The sequence below is a fragment of the Maritalea myrionectae genome (genome assembly GCF_003433515.1).
In the GTDB taxonomy this organism is placed as follows: domain Bacteria; phylum Pseudomonadota; class Alphaproteobacteria; order Rhizobiales; family Devosiaceae; genus Maritalea; species Maritalea myrionectae.
Window position 1 is genome coordinate 3,301,983 of record NZ_CP021330.1, and the last position, 20,705, is coordinate 3,322,687.

The following is a 20,705-nucleotide window of genomic DNA, read 5'->3' on the forward strand; positions in this document are numbered from 1 at the left end:
GTTTTACTCTTTTGTCGTCGTTTGATCCGCTAACGCTTCAATCAGCTTAAAGCGCTCGCACACCAGTTTCATTTCGGGTGAAAACCCGCCATTCCGGGTAAAAAAATCTTTGTGGCCATCATGCCAATATTGATAGCTCAAATCCCCTTCGCCTTCGGCGCGGGCAAAATCCTCATCCACTTCATCAAAGCGTTTCACCTCCACTGAGGTGGTTTCGATGATGCATTGGGGCACGCCGTCCCAGTTGGGCACAATGTAGCGCTTCCCCACTTCAGGCAAAGGTTCGCCATCGGCTTCATAGTGTGCCAGCGCGCCACAGGTCGCGGTTTTCTTGCCTGTAACAATCAGGCCAACAAGTTCGTTGCACAAGGTTTCGCTGTCGCCAAATTCAGAGATTTCGAGCTGGCGCAAATGTTGCGGCAGGCTGGAAACAATGAAGAAGCGTTTGAGCAAATGGGCAAAGCCGCGGGCGTCATCAATGGCGAAATGGCTGTGCGGCTGGAACCCAATCCAGCTGTCAGGCACCCGCCGTGTGGTCCATTCCTGATGCGGCACGCCTGCCAAAATGCCCGACATGGTGTAAATATCCGCCGCCCCGCCGCTAAAGATCACTTGGCTGTGGGTGGGGCCAGAAAAGACGCGCGAACGGGTATAAAGATCCAAATAATGATCGATGAAGATGCCGTCAAAAATGAGCGGCGCGGCGGCGAACACCTTGCGCCCCTCAAAGCCCTTCACCCACGCGGCATATTCCTTCATCACCTTTTCCGGTGATTGGGCATTTTCGGTGGCCGCCTTATAGGCATCGGGTTCGGTCTTCCACCATTCCATGGTTTTAGGGTCGGGCACCCGGTCTTTGCGCGGCTCAAGCACAGCTTGAAACTCACCCAAAAACTGGCCACGGCGATTCATCGCCACACTGGCAAAGCTCAGCATAGAGTTGCGCAGGGGGCTGGGGCCATCGCTTTCAATGTCGGTCACGATATAGATTTCTTCCATATCGCTGACGGGCATGGTCACGAAGACAATCCTCCAAACAGGGTCGGCAGATCCAGTGGGCGGAAGCCATAATGGTCGAGCCAGCGTTGATCAGCGCCGAAGAAGTCGCGCAGGTCCGGCATACCATATTTAAGCATGGCGATCCGGTCGATGCCCATGCCCCAGGCAAAGCCTTGGTAGATATCAGGGTCGAGCCCGCAATTACGGATCACATTGGGGTGCACCATGCCGCAGCCCAAGATCTCCATCCAGTCGCTGCCTTCGCCAATTTTCACTTCATTGCCAGAGCGGTCGCACTGCACATCCACTTCCATGGATGGTTCGGTGAACGGGAAGAATGACGGGCGGAAACGGGTTTTAACGTGATCAACTTCAAAGAAGGCGGTCAAAAACTCTTCCAGCACCCAGCGCAATTGGCCGATATGTGATGATTTATCAATAACCAAGCCTTCCAACTGGTGGAACATGGGCGTGTGTGTCTGGTCGCTGTCGCAACGATAGGTGCGGCCGGGAATCACGATACGGATCGGCGGCTCCTGATTTTCCATAGTACGGATTTGCACAGGTGATGTGTGCGTGCGCAGCACCATCTTGCCTTGGTTGGAGCCTTCGCCCTCTTGCTGCTTCATGAAGAACGTGTCGTGCATTTCGCGGGCGGGGTGACCTTCGGGGAAGTTCAACGCGGTGAAATTGTAATAGTCGCTTTCAATATCGGGGCCTTCGGCAATGGCAAACCCCATATCGGAAAAGATTGCAGTGATTTCATCAATGGTTTGGCTGATCGGGTGGATAGAGCCGCGCTGCATGGGCCCTTGCTGCAGCGGCAGGGTAATGTCCACTTTTTCAGCCGCCAGCTTGGCATCCAGCGCCGCATTTTCCAATTGCTCTGCCTTGGCCTCAATCACCTCGGCGATTTCGGTTTTCAAGCCATTGAGCGCGGGGCCAGCCACTTTGCGCTCTTCGGGGGTCATTTTGCCCAAGCCTTTCAGCTGTTCAGAAATGGAACCCTTTTTGCCCAAGGCGCCAACCCGAACCGCATCCAGTTCTTTTAGGTCGGCCGCGTTTTCAACCGCAGCCAGGATTTCAGATTTGAGCGCGTCCAGCGCTTTGGTATCAACCATTTGTTCGGACCCCTTGTCCCGTTTATTCGTTTAAGCAGCGAGAAGATTTGCGCACCATATAGGCGCACAAAGCCTTTAAACACAAAAGCCTTGCGCCAACCCCAGACTGGAGGATGGCGCAAGGCTTTAAATTCGGCCTCAGAAAAGATAAGGCGAGGAGTGCTTAGCTGGCAACCCGAGCGTGGGTTGTCGCGTCAACATCCTTAAGGTAACCGAGCGCTTTTTTGGCAGTTTCAACCAGCGCTTTAAAGCTTTCTGGCTCACGAACGGCCAAGTCAGCCAATACTTTACGGTCAACCGCAACCTCAGCTTTGCTGAGGCCGTCGATAAATCGACCATATGTCAAGCCATGCTCGCGAACAGCAGCGTTGATACGCTGGATCCACAATGCACGGAAATTACGTTTTCTCGCCTTCCGGTCGCGATATGCGTACTGACCCGCTTTTTCCACCGCTTGCTTTGCAACGCGAATGGTATTCTTGCGACGGCCATAATAACCTTTGGCTGATTTGAGCACCTTTTTATGACGGGCGTGGCTCGTTGCGCCTCTTTTTACACGTGACATGGATTGAGTCCTTAAAAGTCAGATTATTAGGCGTAGGGCAGGAATTTTTTCACCGTGCGTGCATCTTGTGCACACATTGCGCTCGTACCACGGTTTTGACGGATATATTTACCGTTGTGGCTGATCAAACGGTGGCGTTTGCCTGCTGCTGCGGCCATGACTTTGCCAGTGCCAGTCACTTTAAAGCGCTTTTTAGCGCCAGACTTTGTCTTAAGCTTGGGCATTTTGCTTTTCCTTCTTGTTGCCTCATCCCCGGTGGGATTTGGCGGGTTTTAAGCATTATGGATCGACACGGCATACCCTTTTCAGGCCGGACGATCCGCTTGAACTTGAGGGTTATAAGAGCACACAGTGCAAAATGCAAGCCTTGTGCGCTGTTCTTTTAGCGGTTTTTACACGTCGTGCTGGTCAATCAGAATGTCATTGCCATCAGGGTCTTTGAACAAGGCCATTTTGGGATAGTCCTCACCTCCCATTTGCCGTGAATAGTCCACCCCCATCTCATCCAGCTTTTTGTGGATTGGTTTTATATCCTTTGGATTGAACGTCATGATGTTTTGTTCAAACATGCCTTGGAAAATTCCCACTTTGGCATCGCCATTTTGCAGCACCAGCCAGTTTTGTGCCTGATCGCCAGCGACGATTTCAAACCCCAAATTTTGATAAAATTGCTTCGACACTTCAATGTCTTTGACATTCAAGCTCACCGAAAAACGTCCCAGTTCCATTTTGTCCTCACATTGCCTGATTGTTCATTTTTGATTTTGTCCAGAAATAGTGGCCAAGCCCGCCCAGCACTGAAACCACAAGCCCGATCATCCAAACAGTTGCTGCCATCACCAAAAACACCATGATGGGTTGAGCGAACATTTCGCGTTGCGCCATGGCGTCTTCCACCATGCGCTCATATTCCGGACCTTCTTGCACCGGCAGTGTGCTCAAATAATATTCGAAATAGGCATCCATAAAGCCGGGATTGATCATAAAGGTATAGATCACGTCACATATGGCGAAGATTGTGCCAGCGATCACGGCGATACCCACACCAAATATAATGCGCTGCCACAGGCTTTGCTTGTCAGCTCGCTCACTAAACTGTTTGTGCATGGCGAAAAGAATGATGGCCAGAGCGGCGATCATCCCCACATAGCCTGTAACTTCCGCTATGCCCATATTTTGCGCTTGATTGCCGGCGACCACAAAATATGAGCCGAACATAAATATGGTCATGACCGCGCCAACAATGACGCCCCATTTAAAGATTGTTTGCATTTCTTCCCCCAGAAGCGTTTTTGCGGGATTTATCTTGACCGATCAGGGCTCAATTGTCCTCCCCCAAAAGGAGGAAGCGGGACATTATTCAATCAAACCAAGGGCGCGCGCCTCGCTGGCCGCCTCTGTGCGGTTGGCCACATCGAGCTTTGAAAAAATGTTCTTTACATGGGTTTTGATGGTGGATGGCGCCACCTTCAATTGCGCGGCGATCTGCTTGTTGGTGTAGCCATGCACCAGAAAAATCAACACATCGGTTTCGCGCTCGGTCAGCCCGATCGCGTCGATAAGCTGCGCGTCGCGCACCGGAGCCGTGGGATGCATCATGCCAAATTTGGGCCGCGCCCAAAGCCACATGCCGACACCACCGAGCACCAGAAAGATCAAAGCAATCAGGGTTGGATAAAGCCCGCCTGGCCAAAAATAGGCGTAAGAATTGCGCCGCAAAAACTCCAGCAAGATCAGAAACAGCGCCAGCAAACCGCCATATCTGAATATCGCTCCACTCATCACGCCAACCTCATTTGCTTCCGAAGCTTTTTAGCTTTGCCTAGTTTATGACACACAGACTTACTGCTGCTGGAATAAATTCCCTTACATTCCGCAAAGGTTTTGTTAACCTAGGGTTATATTTATAGCAGTTTTTTGAGAATTTTATCGATGCCCTCTCCATTTCTAGAACGCCACATTTCTGGCTATAAAAACGCTTTCAATGATTATTTGCGCTATGGCACACCGATTGAGCGTAGCCTTAAAACGAAGGCGCAACGCCACTCCGGCTATTATATCTGGACGACGCGGCAGGATCAAAAAGTCCGCCCCTCACATGCAGCCAATCACGGCAAAATTTTTGCATGGGACAACCCGCCACCCACGGGACATCCCGGCGAGGGTTTTGGTTGCCGCTGCCGCGCGGTGCCCTATGTGCCCAGCAGTGCCGAACAGTTTGAGATTAAGTTGCATGATGTTTCTGACAATGGACGCGCCTGGAGCGACATTGATTATGTACTGCATTATTTCTATGGCAAAGGCCGAGCGATTAGACTGCGCAATACGGGCAATCTCGTCAAAGTGGTGCGGGAATATCGCAGAGAAGCCATTGATGACCCCGCAAGACTGCCTGGTCAAATTGCTGATGAAGCGCGGAAATTCAAAGCGTGGGAAAGGGAGGGCGTTGCGTTTTCCTATCCATTTGGTTCGACTTACCCGATGAAGGATGTCGTTTTCTCTTTGGGCACGACCACGATACGCGGCAAATTCAACGGCCGCTGCCAAAGGATTGGTGACAAACTGCAAATTGAAGGCAAAATTAATTTTGAGTTATGGGACGAGTTTCGAGACCCACTAAATATTGGCGCCTACCTTAGAGACAATAACATTGATCCGCATTCTGATGAAATCATTATGCATGATGCATTGGAGAAGCTGCGGCGGCGTCTGCGCCTCCATTTGCCCAAGATAGATGGCGATATTTTGTGGCATCGTCTCAGACGGAAAGATTTGCGGGAGATACCCGGCAGCAAGTTTTACGCAATCACGGACAATTGGCGCGGCACCGTCATCGCAAGGGTAAATGTCGATGGGACAGCAAGCAGATTCAAGAAATAGCGATTCACCAGAATACTATGATGCGATTGGCTGTCTGATCTTGGCTGTGCTGCTTGCAGCAGTGCTGGGGCTTTGGATCCTTTACACCAACATTGCCGAGCGCTTTTTCTGTGTTGAAATGCCCAACGGGTTACTGATCGGACGGGCAACTGTCTTTTCAAAAATGCATGCTGGGGGTGGTTCTGATGCGGACATCGCAATCAAATATCCGGATGGGCGTATTTTGCGGCGTGGCGATGGCACCATCAGTTTTTATGATTTTGAGTCAATGGCCGGGAGTTATCCTAGTGACGATGAAAGCAAATTTAATCGCTTTATCTACATCAAGGATGTGGGCCTGTTTATTGAATCTGAACAACCCGATCAATTCCGCCATTACTGGGAAACGAAGAAAAAGGAAATCTTCAGCGAACCAAGCAGCAACTTGCCTGACTCATTTGGCGGCAACCTTCACTACACCTATTTAATTCTGGATAAAAACCGTGAATATCAGCGCGCGCGGTGTCCCACCGCCTGGTTTTTGCCGGAAAAATAAAGGCTCCCGAAGGAGCCTTTTGCATTCTTGATAAAGGTCTTTTATTTTGTCGCTGTCGGCGCCAGGATCATAATCATCTGGCGACCTTCGGTTTTCGGCTTGGCTTCAACTTTGGAGATCTCTTGCACGCGCTCGCGCACTTGATTCAAAAGCTGCAGGCCGAGTTCTTGGTGCGCCATTTCACGTCCGCGGAAACGCATCGTGACCTTCACTTTGTCACCACCTTCCAAGAACTTCACAACATTGCGCATCTTAACCTCAAAGTCGTGCGTGTCCGTATTCGGTCGCATCTTGATTTCTTTGACGTCGATGACTTTTTGCTTTTTGCGCGCTTCGGCAGCTTTTTTCTGTGCTTGGTATTTATATTTACCCAAGTCCAGAATCTTACAAACTGGCGGCTTCGCATTTGGCGAAATTTCAACAAGATCCAAACCGGCATCTTGTGCCATGGTCATGGCTTCACGTGTATTCACCACGCCGCGGTTTTCCCCTTCAGCATCGATAAGCTGAACTTCAGGTACATTGATTTCGCGGTTAGAGCGTGGCCCGTCTTTTTGGGGTTGTACAGGTCTTTGTGGACGACGAATGGTGTCAATTCCTTCTTTAGACAAAAGATATTAGTTGCGACGCATAAAATCTGGTCAAATGGCCTCAAAGTCAACACCTTGAGCCAAAGATTCGACACTCGAGGCGAAAATAGTACCTAATGAGTAAAAAGAAAAGCAAATGCAAAAGCCAACCCATTGGATTGAACACCAAAATCAACATTCCACACACAAATTGGCGGTGCTCCATCAGGGCGGCCAAACACCGGGTTTGTTTTGGCTTGGCGGCTTTATGTCCAATATGTGCGGTGGAAAAGCAATTGCCATGGCTGCTTTGGCCCAAGAATTGGGGTTGGCCAGCACCCGCTTTGACTATGCGGCGCATGGTCAATCCTCCGGCGACTTCCGAGATCAGACCATTTCCAGTTGGCTTGCGGATGCCGTTGCCGTTTATCAACGGTTCGCAGATGGGCCGCAAATTCTTGTCGGCTCTTCCATGGGCGCGTGGATTGCGTTGCTGCTGAACCAATATTTGCTTGAACATGGCCACCCCCCTGCCAAGGCATTGGTGCTGATTGCGCCGGGGGTCGATTTCACCAAACGATTATTGCCGCAGCGATTTGCCCCTGAAGATTTTGCCAAGCTTGACCGCGACGGTGAATTGCGGCGCGAAAGTCGATATGGCGACGGTCCATATATTTACACCAAGAAGCTGGTGGAAGATGGCAACGCCAACAGCCTGTTAGATGCGCCACTGAAAACAGGCGCGCCGGTGCATATTATTCATGGTGGCGAAGATCCGGATGTCCCTCTAAGCCATGCGCAAGAAATCTACCGCCACTTTTTGCATGATGATGCGCGATTTACGCTGGTGCCCGATGGCGATCATCGGCTAAGTCGCCCGGAGGACTTAGCCCTATTGCAAAGCATTATCCGCTCATTTGCGTCAGAATAGATTCCAACCCCTCGCGGTAAGTGGGGAATTTAAGGGTAACACCCAAATCCTTTTTCAAACGCGCGTTGCCGCAGCGTTTATTGTCGCCATAAAAGGACCGCGCCATGGGCGTCATATCCGCTGCTTCGAACGGTTCTTCGGGTGGCAAAGGCAAATTGGCCAGTTGCGCTGCATATTCGATCACGGTTTGCGGTGGGGCCGGCTCATGGTCGGCGCCATTGAAAACGCCTGTGGCCCGCTTTTGTGCCGCCGCACAGACAATTTGCGCGATGTCCACCACATGAATGCGGTTAAACACCTGCCCCGGTTTAATGATGCGGCGCGACTTGCCATTGCGTAATTTTTCAAATGTTGAACGCCCGGGGCCATATATGCCCGCCAGACGGAAAATCGCGAAATCGACGCGCGCTTTTTTGCAGGCCGCAGCCCAGGCGGTTTCGGCGTCCACGCGCCATTTGCCGCGTTTGGAGACGGGCGTTGGCGGCGTGTCTTCCGAAATCCATGCACCGTCAAAATCGCCATAAACACCGACGGTTGAAAGATAGCCCACCCATTGCAGTCTTGGGCAAGTCGATTTCAAATCACCCAGAGCCGGCAACACTGGATCGCCTGCCTCGGAAGGGCTGGCTGAAATCACCAAATGTGTTGCCTCGCACAAATGCGCCGCAACATCGGGGTTGATCTCACCATCAAACAGCTCAACGGCAAAGCCCTTCTTCGCCAGCTTCTCTTGCTTTTCAGCCGAGCGCGTCGTGCCCACCACGTCACCGGGGAAGGCCCTCGCGATATGTTGAGCCGAATATCCAAGGCCAAAGATAAACATTTTCATGGTGCGGTCCGGTCCCATTCTGCACAAACATCGTGATCGTTTTCTGATGGATAATGGGCTTGGCGCAGTTGGTCAAACGCTTCACTGTCGTAATGTTGATCAATCGCCCACACGGCCGCCGCACGCACGAGCGCGCTTTCGTCGCTTAAATGCGGTTTGATGGCGGCGACAATGTCATCTTTGCGTGGCGCATTGCCCAAGGCGATCAACACATTGCGGATAAAGGCGTCGCGCCCTAGCCGTTTGATGGGCGATCCTTTGAAAAAGGCGCGGAAATCGGCATCGTCAAATTTGGCCAGCTCCACTAAAGATGGCGCGCGCAAATCCTCGCGGCTGCGCAATTTTTCATCGCGCGCCACGGACGCAAACTTGTTCCATGGGCACACGGCCAAGCAATCGTCGCAGCCATAAATGCGGTTGCCGATAGGTTTGCGAAATTCAACCGGAATGATGCCCTTATATTCATTGGTCAGATAGGCAATGCAACGCCGCGCATCCAGTTGATAGGGCGCTGGGAAAGCGTTTGTGGGACAGACATCCAAGCAGCGGCGGCAATTGCCACAACGGTCCGTGCCCGCCGCATCTGGCGCAAATTCCATATCCGTGAGAATCGTGCCGAGAAACAACCAGCAGCCATGGTCGCGGCTGACCAAAACGGTGTGCTTGCCCTGCCAACCGATGCCGGCCTGTTCGCCCAGCGGCTTTTCCATCAGCGGTGCCGTATCGACAAACACTTTGACCTCGCAGTTACCCTGCCGTGCCAACAGGCCAGCGATCTCTTTCAGCTTGCCTTTGATGATGTCGTGGTAATCGCGGTGACGGGCGTAAACGGAGATCAGTCCGTTTTCCGTGTCGTCCAATTGGTCGAGCGGGTTTTGATCCGGCCCATAATTATACCCCAACACGAGGGCAGATTTGGCCTCGGGCCACATATGTTGTGGGCTTGTCCGGCGGTCCAGCGTGTCTTTGAGCCAGTGCATGTCCCCGTGAAAGTCACGCGCCAGCGCTTCATTCAGCCGTTCAGGTGCTTCAGGATGCCCGTTGGCCTGCGCGACACCAAAGCTGACAAACCCCAGATCGCGGGCGCGTGCCTCAATTGTTTGACGCAGTTTTTCAGCCGATTGGGTCACGGGTTAAAAGTCGAGGTCAGCATATGTCGAGGAGGCGGGCATGCCCAGCACCCGATCGGCCAACAAAGTTCTAAAGGCGGGTCGAGACTTCAGGCGTTGATACCATTCTTTGACCTCCTGAACATCGTCCCAAGGCATTTCGGAAAGATAATCAAGGGTTGAGATTTGTGCAGCAAAGGCAAAATCAGCCAGGGTCAATTCTTCGCCCGCCAACCATTTGCGCGTGGACAATAAATAATCGAAATAGGCCAAATGCTCTGCGCGGTTAATCCGCGCCACCCGCAACACATTTGTGTCGGGGGTTTGGCCCTTCATATCGTTTTTGACGAATTTCTCTTCAACAATATAGCGCGACACATCATCTGAGAATTTGAACAATGCCCAATCAAGCAAGCGTCGTGTCTCCGCCCGATCGACCACGTTATGAGGCAGGAGCGGCAGACCGGTCTCCGTGTTTTCCTCGATAAACATCATCACGGCAGAAACACCAACGATGGCCAATTTGCCCTCTGCCTGCAAAACAGGTGTTTCAGCAGCAGGATTGATGGCCAAAAATTCTTCTTCGCGCCGCCAGGGCTTCACCTCTTTGAGTTCCACATCAAAGCCATATTCAGCGCACATTAAGCGGATGAGCCTCGAATAGGGGTCCAAAACATAATGCAGCAATGTTGGTGCAGACACGAATTACCTCTTTGTTTAGCGCGTAGCCAAATTTGCGCCGATTTTATGCGATTGGCCAATGAAATGAAATGCGTTAAGGCAAGATAAGGACATCAAGCTTAATTTGTTCCCCAAAAAGCATCACTGAGGAGATTTCATGAACCCCGATCAAGGCATTTTTGTGCCCCTCATCTTGGGCATTGTTGAAGGACTGACGGAATTTTTACCTGTCTCCTCCACTGCGCATATCCTGTTACTGGGCGAATGGCTCGGTTTTGAAAATCCGGGCCGTACATTTGAAGTCTTGATTCAGCTTGGTGCGATCCTGGCCATCATCACCATCTATTTTGGCAAATTACTGCAATTGGTGCGCGACTTTTTCAAGGGTGAAAAATATGCGCTGCGATTCGCGGCGGGCGTGTTGCTGGCATCTGTGCCTGCGGCCTTGGCTGGGGTGCTGTTGCACGGCTATATCAAGTCCGTGCTTTACAACGCCCCCTTGATCATTTGCACCATGTTGATCACTGGTGGCATCATTTTGATCATTGTCGATCGGCTGAAGCTGGAGCCGAAATATGATGATATTTATCATTATCCGCTCAAACTTTGTTTTGGCATTGGCATTTTTCAGATGCTGGCGCTGGTGCCCGGCGTTTCCCGTTCGGGCGCGACCATTGTGGGGTCCATGTTGATGGGCACGGACAAGCGCTCTGCGGCGGAATTCACCTTTTTTATCGCCCTGCCGATCATGACCGGGGCCTTCGGCTACGATCTTTATAAAAATATTGATGTAATCACGCTGGATGCGGGTTTGAACATTGCCGTCGGCTTTGCCGCAGCCTTTGTGGTGGGGGCGATTGTGGTGCGCTATTTGCTCGATTTTGTGTCAAAATTTGGCTTTTCCATCTTTGGATGGTGGCGCATTATTGTTGGTATTTTGGGACTGATCTTTGTCGTTCAGTTTTAATCGAAGATGAATGAGGCGGCTAAGCCGCCTTATTCGTTTTAGTGAATTTTCGTCGAGATATAGCTGTCGCGCTTTTTCAAAAAACTACGCAATTGGGCCGGATATTGTGGCGCCACAGCGTTCATCACTGATGGGCGCTCTGTTAGTGCTGTGCGCCATGCACGCACCTTTGGCAGATCGACAAAAAAGCCAAAATCCTCGATCTCATCAAACACGTCAAAATAGCGGAAGATCGGGCCGAACGAGGCATCGACGACGCTGAACTTCTCGCCCGCGAAAAATGGACCATCACCCAAAACAGGTTCCAGTCGGGCAAACTTGTCCTTGATCTTGGCGATTTGCTGATCGAAGCCTACTTTGTCTTTTGCGCTATAAAGCCCTGCAATATCGCTAAGGATCGAGGAGCCAAATTCCACCCACGCGCGGTGTTGCGCCCGCTCCAGCGCATCTGCCGGGTGCAGCGGATTTTTCTGAGTATCTTCCAAATATTCAACAATCACCGCTGATTCAAAAATCGCTGCATCATCGGCGATCAATAGCGGCGTTTTGCCCAAAGGTGATTTCTTCACGAACCAATCCGGCTTGTCGCCCAGATCGATATATTCTTTTTCAAATGGCACCTGCTTTTCGCTGAGCGCAATGATGGCGCGTTGCACATAGGGGCACAAATAATGACTGACCAGCTTCAAAGACATGGCGTCTCCTTTCGAATTTAAATGCAAATGCATATAAATCGAAACTAACACCTTTGTCAATATTGATGCATTTGCATATAAATGCTAGATGTTGGGCATGAGCATAGATAATGAGACCACCCAAGCGTGGCAAAGCCTGCATATCACCAGCCGCACATTGATTGAGCAGGTGGAAGCCGCCTTCAAGAAAGCGGATCTCCCCAGCCTCAGCTGGTATGATGCATTGTGGGAAATTGAAAAAGCAGGGGAAGATGGCATTCGCCCCAATGCGCTGATCCCGCAATTGCTGTTGCCGCAATATCAAACCTCGCGCCTTTTGGATCGGCTGGTGAACGCGGATTTGATTGACCGGGTCGTATGCGATGAGGATCGACGCGGCTGCCGCGCGGTTATCACGCCAAAGGGCAAAGACATGCGCGCGCGCATGTGGGTCATTTATGAAAAATGTTTGGATGAATTGATGCAAAAAAAATTGGGCAAGGATGAACGTGCCACACTTGCCCAATTGCTCAATAAATTGCGGTAAAGCCTAGTCGCGCTGCAATGGCTCCGTGCGCCGATCGAACTGACCATGCTTCATAAAGCGCCACACATAAGTTGGCATGATCGCCGCCATGGTCTTTGGCTCAATGCCAAATGCTTTCAATGTGCGCTTTTGCTTTTTCGCTTCTTCGCTCACCACATTGTCATGCTGCAGCAATTTCACCTGATCCACAGTTAGCATTGGATTTGGCAAAATCTGCATCACCCAGCCGATGGCTTTGGCAATTGGTGTTGGAATCGGCAGCAGCAAATTTTTGCGCTCGATTTCGCGCAATAGACGCTGCAAAAGCTCTTTCATGGTTTCAACAGTCGGGCCGCCAATCTCATAGATTTTGCCGCCCTTCACGCCACCTTCTGCCGCCACGTCAAATGCGTCAGCCACGTCACCCACATAGATGGGTTGCATCTTGGTGTTGCCGCCCACCAAAGGCAGCACAGGTGACAAGCGCGCCAAAGCGCCAAACATATTGAAGAACCCGTCTTCCGAACCAAAAATAATCGATGGACGAATGATGATCGCTTGGGGGAAGGCTTTCAGCACTGCTTGCTCGCCCAGTGCTTTGGACCGGGCATAATCGCTTTCGCTTTCCGCATCCGCACCCAAGGCAGACATATGCACCAATTGTGAGGCCCCTGCGGCTTTAGCCGCTTCAGCCACATTCTTTGCACCATTGGTTTGCACAGCTTGGAACTTCTGCTTACCGCTTTCAAACAGAATGCCAGTCAAATTGATCACGATATCCGCACCAGCAACCGCGCGCTCAACCGACGGCATGTCGCGTACATTGGCTTGCACCGGGTGAATTTGCCCCACTGCGCCCAAAGGTCGTACATCACCGGCTAGATCTGGACGGCGCACCGCCACGCGGATGCGATAGCCTTTTTTTGCCAAATGCTGAACCAATTGCCGCCCAACAAAACCTGAGCCGCCGAAAATCGTGACCAATTTTGGTGCGTGTTTGCCCATTTCTTCAAAACCTCGGTGCTGGCGCCTGCTTTTTGCGGCGCAATATCGATCTTGACCCCTTCATTAACCCGCGTATGGCCGATTGTCGAGACCGAATGGCACCCGGATTCAAAGGAAAAATTATATAAGGGCAACAAGGCAATTGACAAATCTACAAGCGCCTTTTAGTTCTCATCGCTGTCGTGCCCTGGTGGCGGAATTGGTAGACGCGCTAGCTTCAGGTGCTAGTTTCTGTATGGAAGTGGAAGTTCGAGTCTTCTCCAGGGCACCAATTCCCTAATCGCATTGTTATTTTTTCAGCACCCAGCTGCTGAAATGCGAAAGGCTGCAGGCCACTTTTGGTCGCCTACAGCCTTTGCTGATTAGATATGTTGCGGCCGACAATTGGCCGCAATGAGTTTAAAACTCAGACCATTCTTCTTGAAGAGCCGCATTGCCCTGAGTGGCCAAAGCTGGCTTCGCAGCGGGCTTTGCCGCCTGCATGCTCTGGCCTGCATTGGCATTGCCCACTAATTTGAACACTTCAACGATGCGATCAAGCTCGGAGGCTTGGGCTTCGGTTTGCTCAATCGCTGCGTTGGTTTCTTCAACCAGTGCGGCATTGTGTTGGGTCATCTCGTCCATTTGATGCACGGCGGTGCTCACTTCACCAATCGCTGAAGATTGATCATTTGAGGCTTGCGCGATGTCGGCCATCAATTGCGCATTGTCCCGCACGGCAACCAACATGTCTTCGAGTTTGCTTGAGGCGTCAGTGACCAGCTTGCTGCCGTCCGACACTTCATGTGCGCTTTGCTCGATCAATTGCTTAACTTCGCCCGATGCCTCTGCCGCACTTTGGGCCAAACGCCGCACTTCAATCGCCACAACAGCAAAGCCTTTGCCTGCTTCGCCAGCCCGCGCGGCCTCGACCGATGCGTTCAATGCCAGCAAATTGGTTTGGAACGCAATGTCATCAATCAGGCCAATAATATTCGAGATTTTGGCGGAAGATGAAGTGATGCGCTCCATCGCTTTGGTTGCCTCAGTCATGGCATCGCCACCTTCTGAAGCCAACCGCGAAGCGTGCGCGGTTTTTTCCGTTGCTTCTTGTGCTTTTTTCGCGTTGTCAGCAACGGTGCCAGACAATTGTTCCATGGCGGCTGAGGTTTCCTCGATGGTTGCGGCCTGACGCGTTGAGCGCTCGCTCAAATCGTTTGCCCCTTCAAGGATTTCACTGGTTGCCGTTTTCAGGCCGCCTGATGTTGTCCGCAATTGCGAAACAATTTCGGTCAATCTGTCCGCCACTTCATTGGTGTCGCGTTTTAGCTTTTCAAAGGCGCCATCATATTGCCCGGTCACCCGTTGGGTCAGGTCAGTTTTGGCCAGCGACGCCAACACAGAACCGGTCTCGTCCAATCCGCGCTCGACGGTTTCCACCAATCGGTTCACGCTTTCGCCCAACGCATTCAGTTCTTTATCGGGGAATTGCAAATCAACACGATTTGTAAAGTCACCATGGGTTGCAGCATCCACAACTTCGCCGAAGGCTGCTTGCAGCTCTTGCATCATTTGGGCGCGCTCTTGCTGTGCCTTTTCTTGGCGCTCAAGTTCTTCGTTGCTCAAATTGGCAACGCGTGCGCCATTTTCGCGGAACACTTCAACAGCGCGCGCCATTTCGCCGATTTCATCGGTCCGGTCTGTGCCGTCCACATCAACATCATGCTCGCCGGCCGCAATCGTACCCATCACATTGGTCAGGCGGGTAACGGGCTTCGTGATAGAACGGGCGATGAAGAAGGCCACCAGAAATAGGATGCCCGCAATTGCAGCTGTGATGCCAAGTTGGCTGAGCAATGTTTGCTGGTTGGCTGCGCGCAAATCATCGATATAGATACCGGTACCCACAATCAGGCCCCAAGGCTCGAAATAGTGCACATAGCTGTTCTTATCGACGGGCGTTTTTTCCGCGCCGCGTGGCCACACATATTGAAGATAGCCTGCGCCCTCTTTGGTCGCCAGATCAATCATGTCTCGGAAGATCTCTTTGCCATTGGCATCTTTCATTTCCAATTGATTGCCACCCACCAATGCCTTGGCAAACGGGTGCATCACCATCACACCCTCTGTGTCGACCACAAACATATATTCATTGCCGCGATATCGGATGTCTTCAATGGCACGCAGCGCAGCCGTGAGGGCCGCGTCTTTTTCCACTTCGCCAGCTTCAACACGATCATAGCTGCCTTGCAAAATGCCAACCGCTGAATCCGTGATCGAACTCAACTCTTGAGCGCGCAGATTTGTGCGGGTTTCGATGATATTGGAAATGCCGACATAGGCAAGGACACCAGCGGTCAACAAAGAAAGCGCGACCAAAGCGTAGATGCGCGCTGATATTTTTAGCTTAAGCATGTTTGTCTCCGAGACAAATAGTTACAAAGCTTGGCGAATAAAGGTTCAACAAACTGTTCTTCACTAATTTTGCCGCACTCGAGTAAATCAAATATAAATAAATTCGAATTTGATGATGTGCTTTGTTTTCATTGATGAAATCGATGTCGTGGCGGGTGCAATGTCGATTGCAAATTGGTGATCGGCACGAATAACCCTTAAAATTCGAGCGTATGTCAGGTTCATGTCAGTGCGCTTTGCTATGGCTTTTCTCGTATCAGTTCGTTTTGAACTTTTCGGGAGGAAAAGAATGTTCAAACAATTCAAAGCTGCATTGGCAGCAACCGCTTTAACTTTTGGTGTGGCTGGCGCTGCAATGGCAGATGGCCACCAAAAGGTTGAAGACATCCACTTCTTGATTCCTGGTGGCGCCGGCGGCGGCTGGGACGGCACAGCACGTGGCACAGGCGAAGCCCTAACCAAATCAGGCATTGTGGGACAAGCAACTTATGAAAACATGTCTGGCGGCGGCGGCGGCAAGGCCATCGCGCATCTGATCGAAACGGGTGATTCCGGCACATTGATGGTCAACTCAACACCAATCGTGATCCGGTCATTGCAAGGGGTGTTCCCACAGTCGTTCCGCGATCTGACCCCGATTGCCGGCACGATTGGTGACTATGGCGCGATGGTGGTGCACAAGGATTCTCAGTTTGAGGATATGCAAGCTCTACTTGCAGCCTATGCAAATGATCCATCCTCAATGGCCATCGGTGGCGGCTCGGTTGCCGGTTCAATGGACCATTTGATCGCCGCGTTGGTGATGAAAAATGCTGGCGCCAACCCAATGGATGTAAAATACATTCCATATGATGCTGGTGGTAAAGCCATGGCTGGTTTGCTTTCTGGTGAAATCGCTGCATTGACCACTGGTTTTGGCGAAGCCATCGAGCTGGCTCGTCAGGGTGAAGTGAACATTTTGTGTGTGACCTCAACCGAGCGTTTGGACACAGCACCGGATACGCCAACTTGCGATGAAGCTGGCTCTAAAGGCACCGAGTTTGTGAACTGGCGTGGGTTCTTTGCCGCACCAGGGTTGGATGAAGACACCAAAGCCCAATATATCAGCGCGCTCAATGCGATGTATGACACTGAAGAGTGGGCCACTGTACGTGACCGCAATGGTTGGGTCGACATCTACAATGCAGATTCTGATTTCGTTGCCTTCTTGGAAAAGCAAGAAGAAGAAATTGCAGGTCTGATGCGCGAACTTGGCTTCCTTTAAGCGCAAGGTTAAACTGTCGCTGCTCTTATAGAGCAGCGGCGAGTTTACGGCGAATAAAGCCAGAAAATGCGCCTGCCTGTCGGGCGCATTTTTCTCGAGGGCTGATCTGACCACCGCGAATAGCCGACAAGATCAGCGCCTTATCAACTTCCTTGGGAGGGGTTATATGTTTTTCACCAAACGCAGAATCGGCGCTTTCCTGCTGCTTGGCTTTTGCATCACATATGCAGTGCTTTCGCAGCGTATTCCCTTGCTGCCGTTCCAACAGGATTCAGCTTTTCACGCACGTACAATGCCTGAGATTTTGTCCGTATTGGCCATCGGCATTTGCATTTTGATCATCGCTCTGCCCTCACCTGCCGAATATGTCGAGCTCAAAGGCAAAAACTGGATTGTTGGCTTTGCCTTTTTGGTGCTGATGTCCATTTATGGCCTCACCATTCGACCCTTCGGTTTTATTTTGGCGTCCACCATGCTGCTCGGCGTTGGCTATTGGCTGCTCGGGGAGCGCAAATTGTGGCTCCTTGCGATCACGTCAATTCCTGTCGCTGTTGCCTTTTGGGCGCTCATGTCAATTGGTCTTGGGGTGTTTATCGAACCCCTGCCGTGGTTTTTAAGAGGGTAGTTGAATGCTTGAAGGTATTATGATCGGGCTGACAACAGCCCTTAATCCAACAAATCTCCTTTTCGTGGTTTGCGGCTGCTTGGTGGGCACGTTTATCGGCATGCTGCCGGGGTTGGGGCCCATGTCCGCGATTGCGTTGATGATCCCCATTGCCGCCAGCCTCGACCCGTCTGCGGGCATCATTTTGATGGCGGCCGTTTATTATGGCGCGATTTTTGGTGGGTCCACGTCCTCCATCTTGATCAATGCGCCGGGCGTGGCCAGCACCGTTGCCACCTCATTTGATGGGTATCCAATGGCCAAGCAAGGCAAAGCCGGCAAGGCGTTGGCGATTGCTGCTTATTCATCATTTTCCGGGGGCGTCATTGGTGCGATCCTCTTGCTCATTGCGGCCCCTTCATTGGCCAAAGTGTCGCTCTCGTTTCATTCCACTGACTATTTTGCACTGATGGTATTGGGCTTGACGGCGGTGGCTGCATTTTCCGGCCAAGGCAATATGCTCAAAGCCATGTTGATGACGGTGGTGGGGTTGATGCTCTCAACCGTGGGCACCGACCAGACCCAAGGCATCCAGCGCTTTACGCTTGGCATGATCGATTTGCTGGACGGCATCTCCTTCTTGTTGCTGGTGATGGCCACGTTCGCGCTGTCTGAAGCCCTGATGGCCATTTTGCGGCCGGCAGGCAGCGATGAGGACCGAAAACGCGAGCAGGAAGCTCATAGCAATCTAGGCTCGATGAAAGTCAGCAAAGAGGAAGTGAAAGAACTTGCACCCGTTGTCGGGCGCTCTTCAATCCTTGGCTTTTTGGTGGGCGTATTGCCTGGCGCCGGGGCAACCATTGCCAGCTTCTTGGCCTATGGTACGGAGCAACGTTTGGCCGGACCAAAGAAGGGCAAATTGTTTGGCACTGGCTCGATCCGCGGTCTTTCAGCGCCTGAAACCGCCAACAATGCGGCGGCCACAGGTTCGTTCGTGCCATTGCTCACCTTGGGTATTCCCGGCTCGGGCACAACGGCGATCATGTTGGGGGCGTTGATTGGGTATGGCATTCAGCCCGGCCCACGACTCTATATCGACCAGCCGGATGTGTTCTGGTCAGTGATTGTGTCCATGTGGATTGGCAATATCATCTTGCTGGTGCTGAACTTGCCGCTGATCCCATACATCGCCAAGATTTTGGCGATCCCGGCCCGGTTCTTGTTGCCGCTGATCCTGTTCTTTTCTTTGATCGGGGTTTATTTTGTCAGCTTCAACACGTTTGATATTCAGTTGATGATCATCTTTGCGGTCGCCGCGGTGACACTCAGATTGCTCGACTTTCCGCTTGCCCCGATGATCCTTGGGTTCATTTTGGGCGGCATGATGGAAGAGAATCTACGTCGTGCACTGTTGATCAACAATGATAGCTGGTCATTCCTTTGGGAACGGGGGCTCACCCTCACAATCCTTTCGATTGCTGTTCTCACCCTTATCGTCCCGATGCTGCTGCCCTATTTCCAGAAATGGCGCAAAGATGCAGATCGCGCAGGCGAAGGCGGTTAGGCTCTCCTCCCTAGCTTCCAAAAGGAAAGGGCGCCATTGCGGCGCCCTTTTTTGCTCATCCGTGAGGATAGTGGATGAGCGTGGGTCTGGTTGTTTGTGACTTATGAAAAGTCCATCGCATTGACCACATCTGCGGTTTTTGACACCACTTCGTCTGCCTCTTGCTTGGTGAGGCAGAATGGCGGTGCAAAGCCCAAAATGTCGCCTTGTGGCATGGCACGGCCAATGACTTTCTTTTGTCCCAACGCGCCCGCAATCTGCGGCCCGATTTTCTGGCTGGGGTCGAAGAAGGTACGGCTGTCTTTGTCTTTCACAAATTCCACCGCACACATCATGCCTTCACCGCGGATATTGCCCACATGCGGGTGATCATCCAAGGCAGCGTGCATTTGCGCGTTCAGATAGCTCCCGACTTCGCCTGCATTTTGCACCAGGTTCAGATCGTCAATCAGCTTTAAGTTCGCGATGCCCGCCGCAGCGCCAATCGGGTGCGCTGAGTACGTCCAACCATGGCCGATCGGGCCATATTCGTCGGTACCTTGCTCGAACACTTTCCACATTTTGTCGCCCACAATGGAGCCCGACAATGGTGCGTAAGCTGAGGTGAGACCTTTGGCGATGGTGATCAGGTCCGGTTCAATATCATAATGGTCAGAACCCATCATGGTGCCCAAACGGCCAAAGCCTGTGACCACCTCATCCGCCACCAACAAAATGTCATGCTTTTTCAGCACTTTTTGGATCGCTGCCCAATAGCCTTCTGGTGGCGGCACAATGCCACCGGTGCCCAAAATGGGTTCACCGATAAAGGCCGCGATGGTGTCGGCGCCTTCGCGTTCGATCAATTCTTCCAGCTTGGCCACACAATGCTCAACAAACTGCTCTTCAGTTTGGTCAAGATTGTCGCGACGATAATAATAAGGCGCTTCGGTGTGCAGCACTTGGGCGAGTGGCAGATCGAACTTTTTGTGGAACAGTTCAAGGCCCGTCAAAGACCCTGTCATCAGGCCCGAGCCGTGATAGCCGCGCCAGCGCGAAATGATCTTTTTCTTTTCCGGGCGGCCCAAAATATTGTTGTAATACCAGATGAGTTTGACGTTGGTTTCGTTGGCGTCAGAGCCGCCCAAACCAAAGTAAACTTTGGACATGTTTTTTGGCGCGCGATCCAAAATCATTTTCGACAGGGTGATTGACGCTTCTGTACCGTGGCCGACATAGGCGTGGTAATAGGCCAATTCTTTGGCTTGCGCGGCAATGGCATCGGCAATTTCGGGACGGCCATAGCCCACATTCACACAGTAAAGCCCTGCAAATGCGTCGAGCAATTTGTTGCCGTCGCGATCTTCAATATGGGCGCCGGAGCCGCCGGTCACAATCCGGTTTGGGCTTTCGCCACGGGCGTGTTGGGCCAAGTGAGTTGAGGGGTGGAAGAAATTCTCCCGATCCCACTGGTCGAGCTGATCATTTTTAAGCATATTCTGGCTCCCT

23 protein-coding genes, 1 tRNA gene and 1 pseudogene are annotated in these 20,705 nt (G+C 51.8%); 10 read left to right on the top strand and 15 right to left on the bottom strand.

What is annotated here, in order from left to right:
- Positions 1 to 3: 3 nt before the first annotated feature.
- The 7 genes from MXMO3_RS19075 to MXMO3_RS16595 form a co-directional block, all read right to left on the bottom strand.
- On the bottom strand, positions 4 to 1,014 hold the full coding sequence (locus tag MXMO3_RS19075) for an ASCH domain-containing protein (protein WP_117396609.1): 1,011 nt from the start codon (positions 1,012 to 1,014) through the stop codon (positions 4 to 6).
- A 2-nt stretch (positions 1,015 to 1,016) separates the two neighbouring features.
- Complete coding sequence (gene pheS, locus MXMO3_RS16570; protein ID WP_027834227.1) at positions 1,017 to 2,120, bottom strand: phenylalanine--tRNA ligase subunit alpha; 1,104 nt, start codon at positions 2,118 to 2,120, stop codon at positions 1,017 to 1,019.
- Between the two features lie 163 nt (positions 2,121 to 2,283).
- Positions 2,284 to 2,685, bottom strand: a complete 402-nt coding sequence (rplT, locus tag MXMO3_RS16575) for a 50S ribosomal protein L20 (protein ID WP_027834228.1) — start codon at positions 2,683 to 2,685, stop codon at positions 2,284 to 2,286.
- A 26-nt stretch (positions 2,686 to 2,711) separates the two neighbouring features.
- Positions 2,712 to 2,909 (bottom strand): 50S ribosomal protein L35, encoded by a 198-nt coding sequence (rpmI, locus tag MXMO3_RS16580; protein WP_027834229.1) that lies wholly within the window; start codon positions 2,907 to 2,909, stop codon positions 2,712 to 2,714.
- Positions 2,910 to 3,077: 168 nt separating this feature from the next.
- Complete coding sequence (locus MXMO3_RS16585; protein WP_027834230.1) at positions 3,078 to 3,413, bottom strand: VOC family protein; 336 nt, start codon at positions 3,411 to 3,413, stop codon at positions 3,078 to 3,080.
- A 7-nt stretch (positions 3,414 to 3,420) separates the two neighbouring features.
- Complete coding sequence (locus MXMO3_RS16590; RefSeq protein WP_117396610.1) at positions 3,421 to 3,957, bottom strand: DUF4199 domain-containing protein; 537 nt, start codon at positions 3,955 to 3,957, stop codon at positions 3,421 to 3,423.
- Positions 3,958 to 4,041: 84 nt separating this feature from the next.
- Positions 4,042 to 4,467, bottom strand: coding sequence for a response regulator transcription factor (locus MXMO3_RS16595; protein ID WP_117396611.1), 426 nt, complete (start codon positions 4,465 to 4,467; stop codon positions 4,042 to 4,044).
- A 150-nt stretch (positions 4,468 to 4,617) separates the two neighbouring features.
- On the opposite strand from MXMO3_RS16595, the pseudogene MXMO3_RS19120 reads away from it, so the two are divergent.
- The 3 genes and pseudogenes from MXMO3_RS19120 to MXMO3_RS16605 all read left to right on the top strand — a co-directional run.
- Positions 4,618 to 4,869, top strand: a pseudogene (locus MXMO3_RS19120) (phage minor head protein); the annotation flags it as partial.
- Positions 4,870 to 4,881: 12 nt separating this feature from the next.
- A complete protein-coding gene (locus tag MXMO3_RS16600) occupies positions 4,882 to 5,565 on the top strand; it encodes a hypothetical protein (protein WP_245985769.1) in 684 nt (227 codons plus the stop codon).
- Complete coding sequence (locus MXMO3_RS16605) at positions 5,537 to 6,100, top strand: hypothetical protein (protein WP_117396613.1); 564 nt, start codon at positions 5,537 to 5,539, stop codon at positions 6,098 to 6,100. Before MXMO3_RS16600 ends, MXMO3_RS16605 begins: the two co-directional genes overlap by 29 nt.
- Positions 6,101 to 6,141: 41 nt before the next feature.
- On the opposite strand, the gene infC is transcribed toward MXMO3_RS16605, so the two are convergent.
- Entirely contained in the window at positions 6,142 to 6,687 is a 546-nt protein-coding gene (gene infC / locus MXMO3_RS16610; RefSeq protein ID WP_036221454.1) for a translation initiation factor IF-3, read from the bottom strand.
- A 139-nt stretch (positions 6,688 to 6,826) separates the two neighbouring features.
- Between infC and MXMO3_RS16615 the strand changes: the two genes are divergently transcribed.
- Positions 6,827 to 7,600 carry an alpha/beta hydrolase gene (locus MXMO3_RS16615; RefSeq protein WP_117396614.1) on the top strand — a complete coding sequence of 258 codons (774 nt, stop codon included), beginning with the start codon at positions 6,827 to 6,829 and terminating at the stop codon, positions 7,598 to 7,600.
- Here the strand turns inward: MXMO3_RS16615 and MXMO3_RS16620 are convergent.
- The 3 genes from MXMO3_RS16620 to MXMO3_RS16630 are packed head-to-tail and all read right to left on the bottom strand — an operon-like array spanning position 7,575 to position 10,240.
- Positions 7,575 to 8,429 (bottom strand): SDR family oxidoreductase, encoded by an 855-nt coding sequence (locus tag MXMO3_RS16620; RefSeq protein ID WP_205468044.1) that lies wholly within the window; start codon positions 8,427 to 8,429, stop codon positions 7,575 to 7,577. The genes MXMO3_RS16615 and MXMO3_RS16620 overlap by 26 nt on opposite strands.
- Positions 8,426 to 9,559 (bottom strand): tRNA epoxyqueuosine(34) reductase QueG, encoded by a 1,134-nt coding sequence (gene queG / locus MXMO3_RS16625; protein WP_117396616.1) that lies wholly within the window; start codon positions 9,557 to 9,559, stop codon positions 8,426 to 8,428. The genes MXMO3_RS16620 and queG overlap by 4 nt, the downstream gene beginning before the upstream one ends.
- A 3-nt stretch (positions 9,560 to 9,562) precedes the next feature.
- Positions 9,563 to 10,240, bottom strand: a complete 678-nt coding sequence (locus tag MXMO3_RS16630; RefSeq protein WP_245985770.1) for a glutathione S-transferase family protein — start codon at positions 10,238 to 10,240, stop codon at positions 9,563 to 9,565.
- Between the two features lie 136 nt (positions 10,241 to 10,376).
- Here MXMO3_RS16630 and MXMO3_RS16635 point away from each other — a divergent pair, with 136 nt between their 5' ends.
- Positions 10,377 to 11,186, top strand: a complete 810-nt coding sequence (locus MXMO3_RS16635) for an undecaprenyl-diphosphate phosphatase (RefSeq protein ID WP_036221043.1) — start codon at positions 10,377 to 10,379, stop codon at positions 11,184 to 11,186.
- A gap of 38 nt (positions 11,187 to 11,224) precedes the next feature.
- Here the strand turns inward: MXMO3_RS16635 and MXMO3_RS16640 are convergent, their stop codons facing one another.
- On the bottom strand, positions 11,225 to 11,881 hold the full coding sequence (locus MXMO3_RS16640; protein ID WP_117396617.1) for a glutathione S-transferase family protein: 657 nt from the start codon (positions 11,879 to 11,881) through the stop codon (positions 11,225 to 11,227).
- A 97-nt stretch (positions 11,882 to 11,978) separates the two neighbouring features.
- Here MXMO3_RS16640 and MXMO3_RS16645 point away from each other — a divergent pair, with 97 nt between their 5' ends.
- Positions 11,979 to 12,407 (top strand): MarR family winged helix-turn-helix transcriptional regulator, encoded by a 429-nt coding sequence (locus tag MXMO3_RS16645; RefSeq protein WP_205468045.1) that lies wholly within the window; start codon positions 11,979 to 11,981, stop codon positions 12,405 to 12,407.
- 3 nt (positions 12,408 to 12,410) lie between these two features.
- On the opposite strand, the gene MXMO3_RS16650 is transcribed toward MXMO3_RS16645, so the two are convergent.
- Positions 12,411 to 13,391 carry a complex I NDUFA9 subunit family protein gene (locus MXMO3_RS16650; protein ID WP_027834242.1) on the bottom strand — a complete coding sequence of 327 codons (981 nt, stop codon included), beginning with the start codon at positions 13,389 to 13,391 and terminating at the stop codon, positions 12,411 to 12,413.
- A 184-nt stretch (positions 13,392 to 13,575) separates the two neighbouring features.
- On the opposite strand from MXMO3_RS16650, the gene MXMO3_RS16655 reads away from it, so the two are divergent.
- Positions 13,576 to 13,662, top strand: a tRNA-Leu gene (locus MXMO3_RS16655).
- Positions 13,663 to 13,790: 128 nt separating this feature from the next.
- On the opposite strand, the gene MXMO3_RS16660 is transcribed toward MXMO3_RS16655, so the two are convergent.
- Positions 13,791 to 15,785, bottom strand: a complete 1,995-nt coding sequence (locus tag MXMO3_RS16660; RefSeq protein WP_117396618.1) for a methyl-accepting chemotaxis protein — start codon at positions 15,783 to 15,785, stop codon at positions 13,791 to 13,793.
- Between the two features lie 289 nt (positions 15,786 to 16,074).
- Here MXMO3_RS16660 and MXMO3_RS16665 point away from each other — a divergent pair, with 289 nt between their 5' ends.
- The 3 genes from MXMO3_RS16665 to MXMO3_RS16675 all read left to right on the top strand — a co-directional run bounded on the left by MXMO3_RS16665 (position 16,075) and on the right by MXMO3_RS16675 (position 19,217).
- Complete coding sequence (locus tag MXMO3_RS16665; RefSeq protein WP_051213865.1) at positions 16,075 to 17,049, top strand: tripartite tricarboxylate transporter substrate binding protein; 975 nt, start codon at positions 16,075 to 16,077, stop codon at positions 17,047 to 17,049.
- A gap of 166 nt (positions 17,050 to 17,215) precedes the next feature.
- A complete protein-coding gene (locus MXMO3_RS16670; protein ID WP_027835527.1) occupies positions 17,216 to 17,674 on the top strand; it encodes a tripartite tricarboxylate transporter TctB family protein in 459 nt (152 codons plus the stop codon).
- Between the two features lie 4 nt (positions 17,675 to 17,678).
- Positions 17,679 to 19,217, top strand: coding sequence for a tripartite tricarboxylate transporter permease (locus MXMO3_RS16675; protein ID WP_117396619.1), 1,539 nt, complete (start codon positions 17,679 to 17,681; stop codon positions 19,215 to 19,217).
- A gap of 101 nt (positions 19,218 to 19,318) precedes the next feature.
- On the opposite strand, the gene MXMO3_RS16680 is transcribed toward MXMO3_RS16675, so the two are convergent.
- Positions 19,319 to 20,692, bottom strand: a complete 1,374-nt coding sequence (locus MXMO3_RS16680; protein WP_117396620.1) for an aspartate aminotransferase family protein — start codon at positions 20,690 to 20,692, stop codon at positions 19,319 to 19,321.
- Positions 20,693 to 20,705 lie beyond the last annotated feature (13 nt).

What these genes read in the sequence shown, in the direction of transcription:
- MXMO3_RS16675 (WP_117396619.1), top strand. Translation starts at nt 17,679, where the DNA reads ATGCTTGAAGGTATTATGATCGGGCTGACAACAGCCCTTAATCCAACA.
- MXMO3_RS16680 (WP_117396620.1), bottom strand. Translation starts at nt 20,692, where the DNA reads ATGCTTAAAAATGATCAGCTCGACCAGTGGGATCGGGAGAATTTCTTC.
- MXMO3_RS19075 (WP_117396609.1), bottom strand. Translation starts at nt 1,014, where the DNA reads ATGCCCGTCAGCGATATGGAAGAAATCTATATCGTGACCGACATTGAA.
- rplT (WP_027834228.1), bottom strand. Translation starts at nt 2,685, where the DNA reads ATGTCACGTGTAAAAAGAGGCGCAACGAGCCACGCCCGTCATAAAAAG.
- MXMO3_RS16665 (WP_051213865.1), top strand. Translation starts at nt 16,075, where the DNA reads ATGTTCAAACAATTCAAAGCTGCATTGGCAGCAACCGCTTTAACTTTT.
- MXMO3_RS16620 (WP_205468044.1), bottom strand. Translation starts at nt 8,429, where the DNA reads ATGAAAATGTTTATCTTTGGCCTTGGATATTCGGCTCAACATATCGCG.
- MXMO3_RS16605 (WP_117396613.1), top strand. Translation starts at nt 5,537, where the DNA reads ATGGGACAGCAAGCAGATTCAAGAAATAGCGATTCACCAGAATACTAT.
- MXMO3_RS16660 (WP_117396618.1), bottom strand. Translation starts at nt 15,785, where the DNA reads ATGCTTAAGCTAAAAATATCAGCGCGCATCTACGCTTTGGTCGCGCTT.
- MXMO3_RS16585 (WP_027834230.1), bottom strand. Translation starts at nt 3,413, where the DNA reads ATGGAACTGGGACGTTTTTCGGTGAGCTTGAATGTCAAAGACATTGAA.
- pheS (WP_027834227.1), bottom strand. Translation starts at nt 2,120, where the DNA reads ATGGTTGATACCAAAGCGCTGGACGCGCTCAAATCTGAAATCCTGGCT.
- MXMO3_RS16670 (WP_027835527.1), top strand. Translation starts at nt 17,216, where the DNA reads ATGTTTTTCACCAAACGCAGAATCGGCGCTTTCCTGCTGCTTGGCTTT.
- MXMO3_RS16595 (WP_117396611.1), bottom strand. Translation starts at nt 4,467, where the DNA reads ATGAGTGGAGCGATATTCAGATATGGCGGTTTGCTGGCGCTGTTTCTG.
- MXMO3_RS16645 (WP_205468045.1), top strand. Translation starts at nt 11,979, where the DNA reads ATGAGCATAGATAATGAGACCACCCAAGCGTGGCAAAGCCTGCATATC.
- MXMO3_RS16640 (WP_117396617.1), bottom strand. Translation starts at nt 11,881, where the DNA reads ATGTCTTTGAAGCTGGTCAGTCATTATTTGTGCCCCTATGTGCAACGC.
- MXMO3_RS16635 (WP_036221043.1), top strand. Translation starts at nt 10,377, where the DNA reads ATGAACCCCGATCAAGGCATTTTTGTGCCCCTCATCTTGGGCATTGTT.
- MXMO3_RS16590 (WP_117396610.1), bottom strand. Translation starts at nt 3,957, where the DNA reads ATGCAAACAATCTTTAAATGGGGCGTCATTGTTGGCGCGGTCATGACC.
- MXMO3_RS16650 (WP_027834242.1), bottom strand. Translation starts at nt 13,391, where the DNA reads ATGGGCAAACACGCACCAAAATTGGTCACGATTTTCGGCGGCTCAGGT.
- MXMO3_RS16615 (WP_117396614.1), top strand. Translation starts at nt 6,827, where the DNA reads ATGCAAAAGCCAACCCATTGGATTGAACACCAAAATCAACATTCCACA.
- rpmI (WP_027834229.1), bottom strand. Translation starts at nt 2,909, where the DNA reads ATGCCCAAGCTTAAGACAAAGTCTGGCGCTAAAAAGCGCTTTAAAGTG.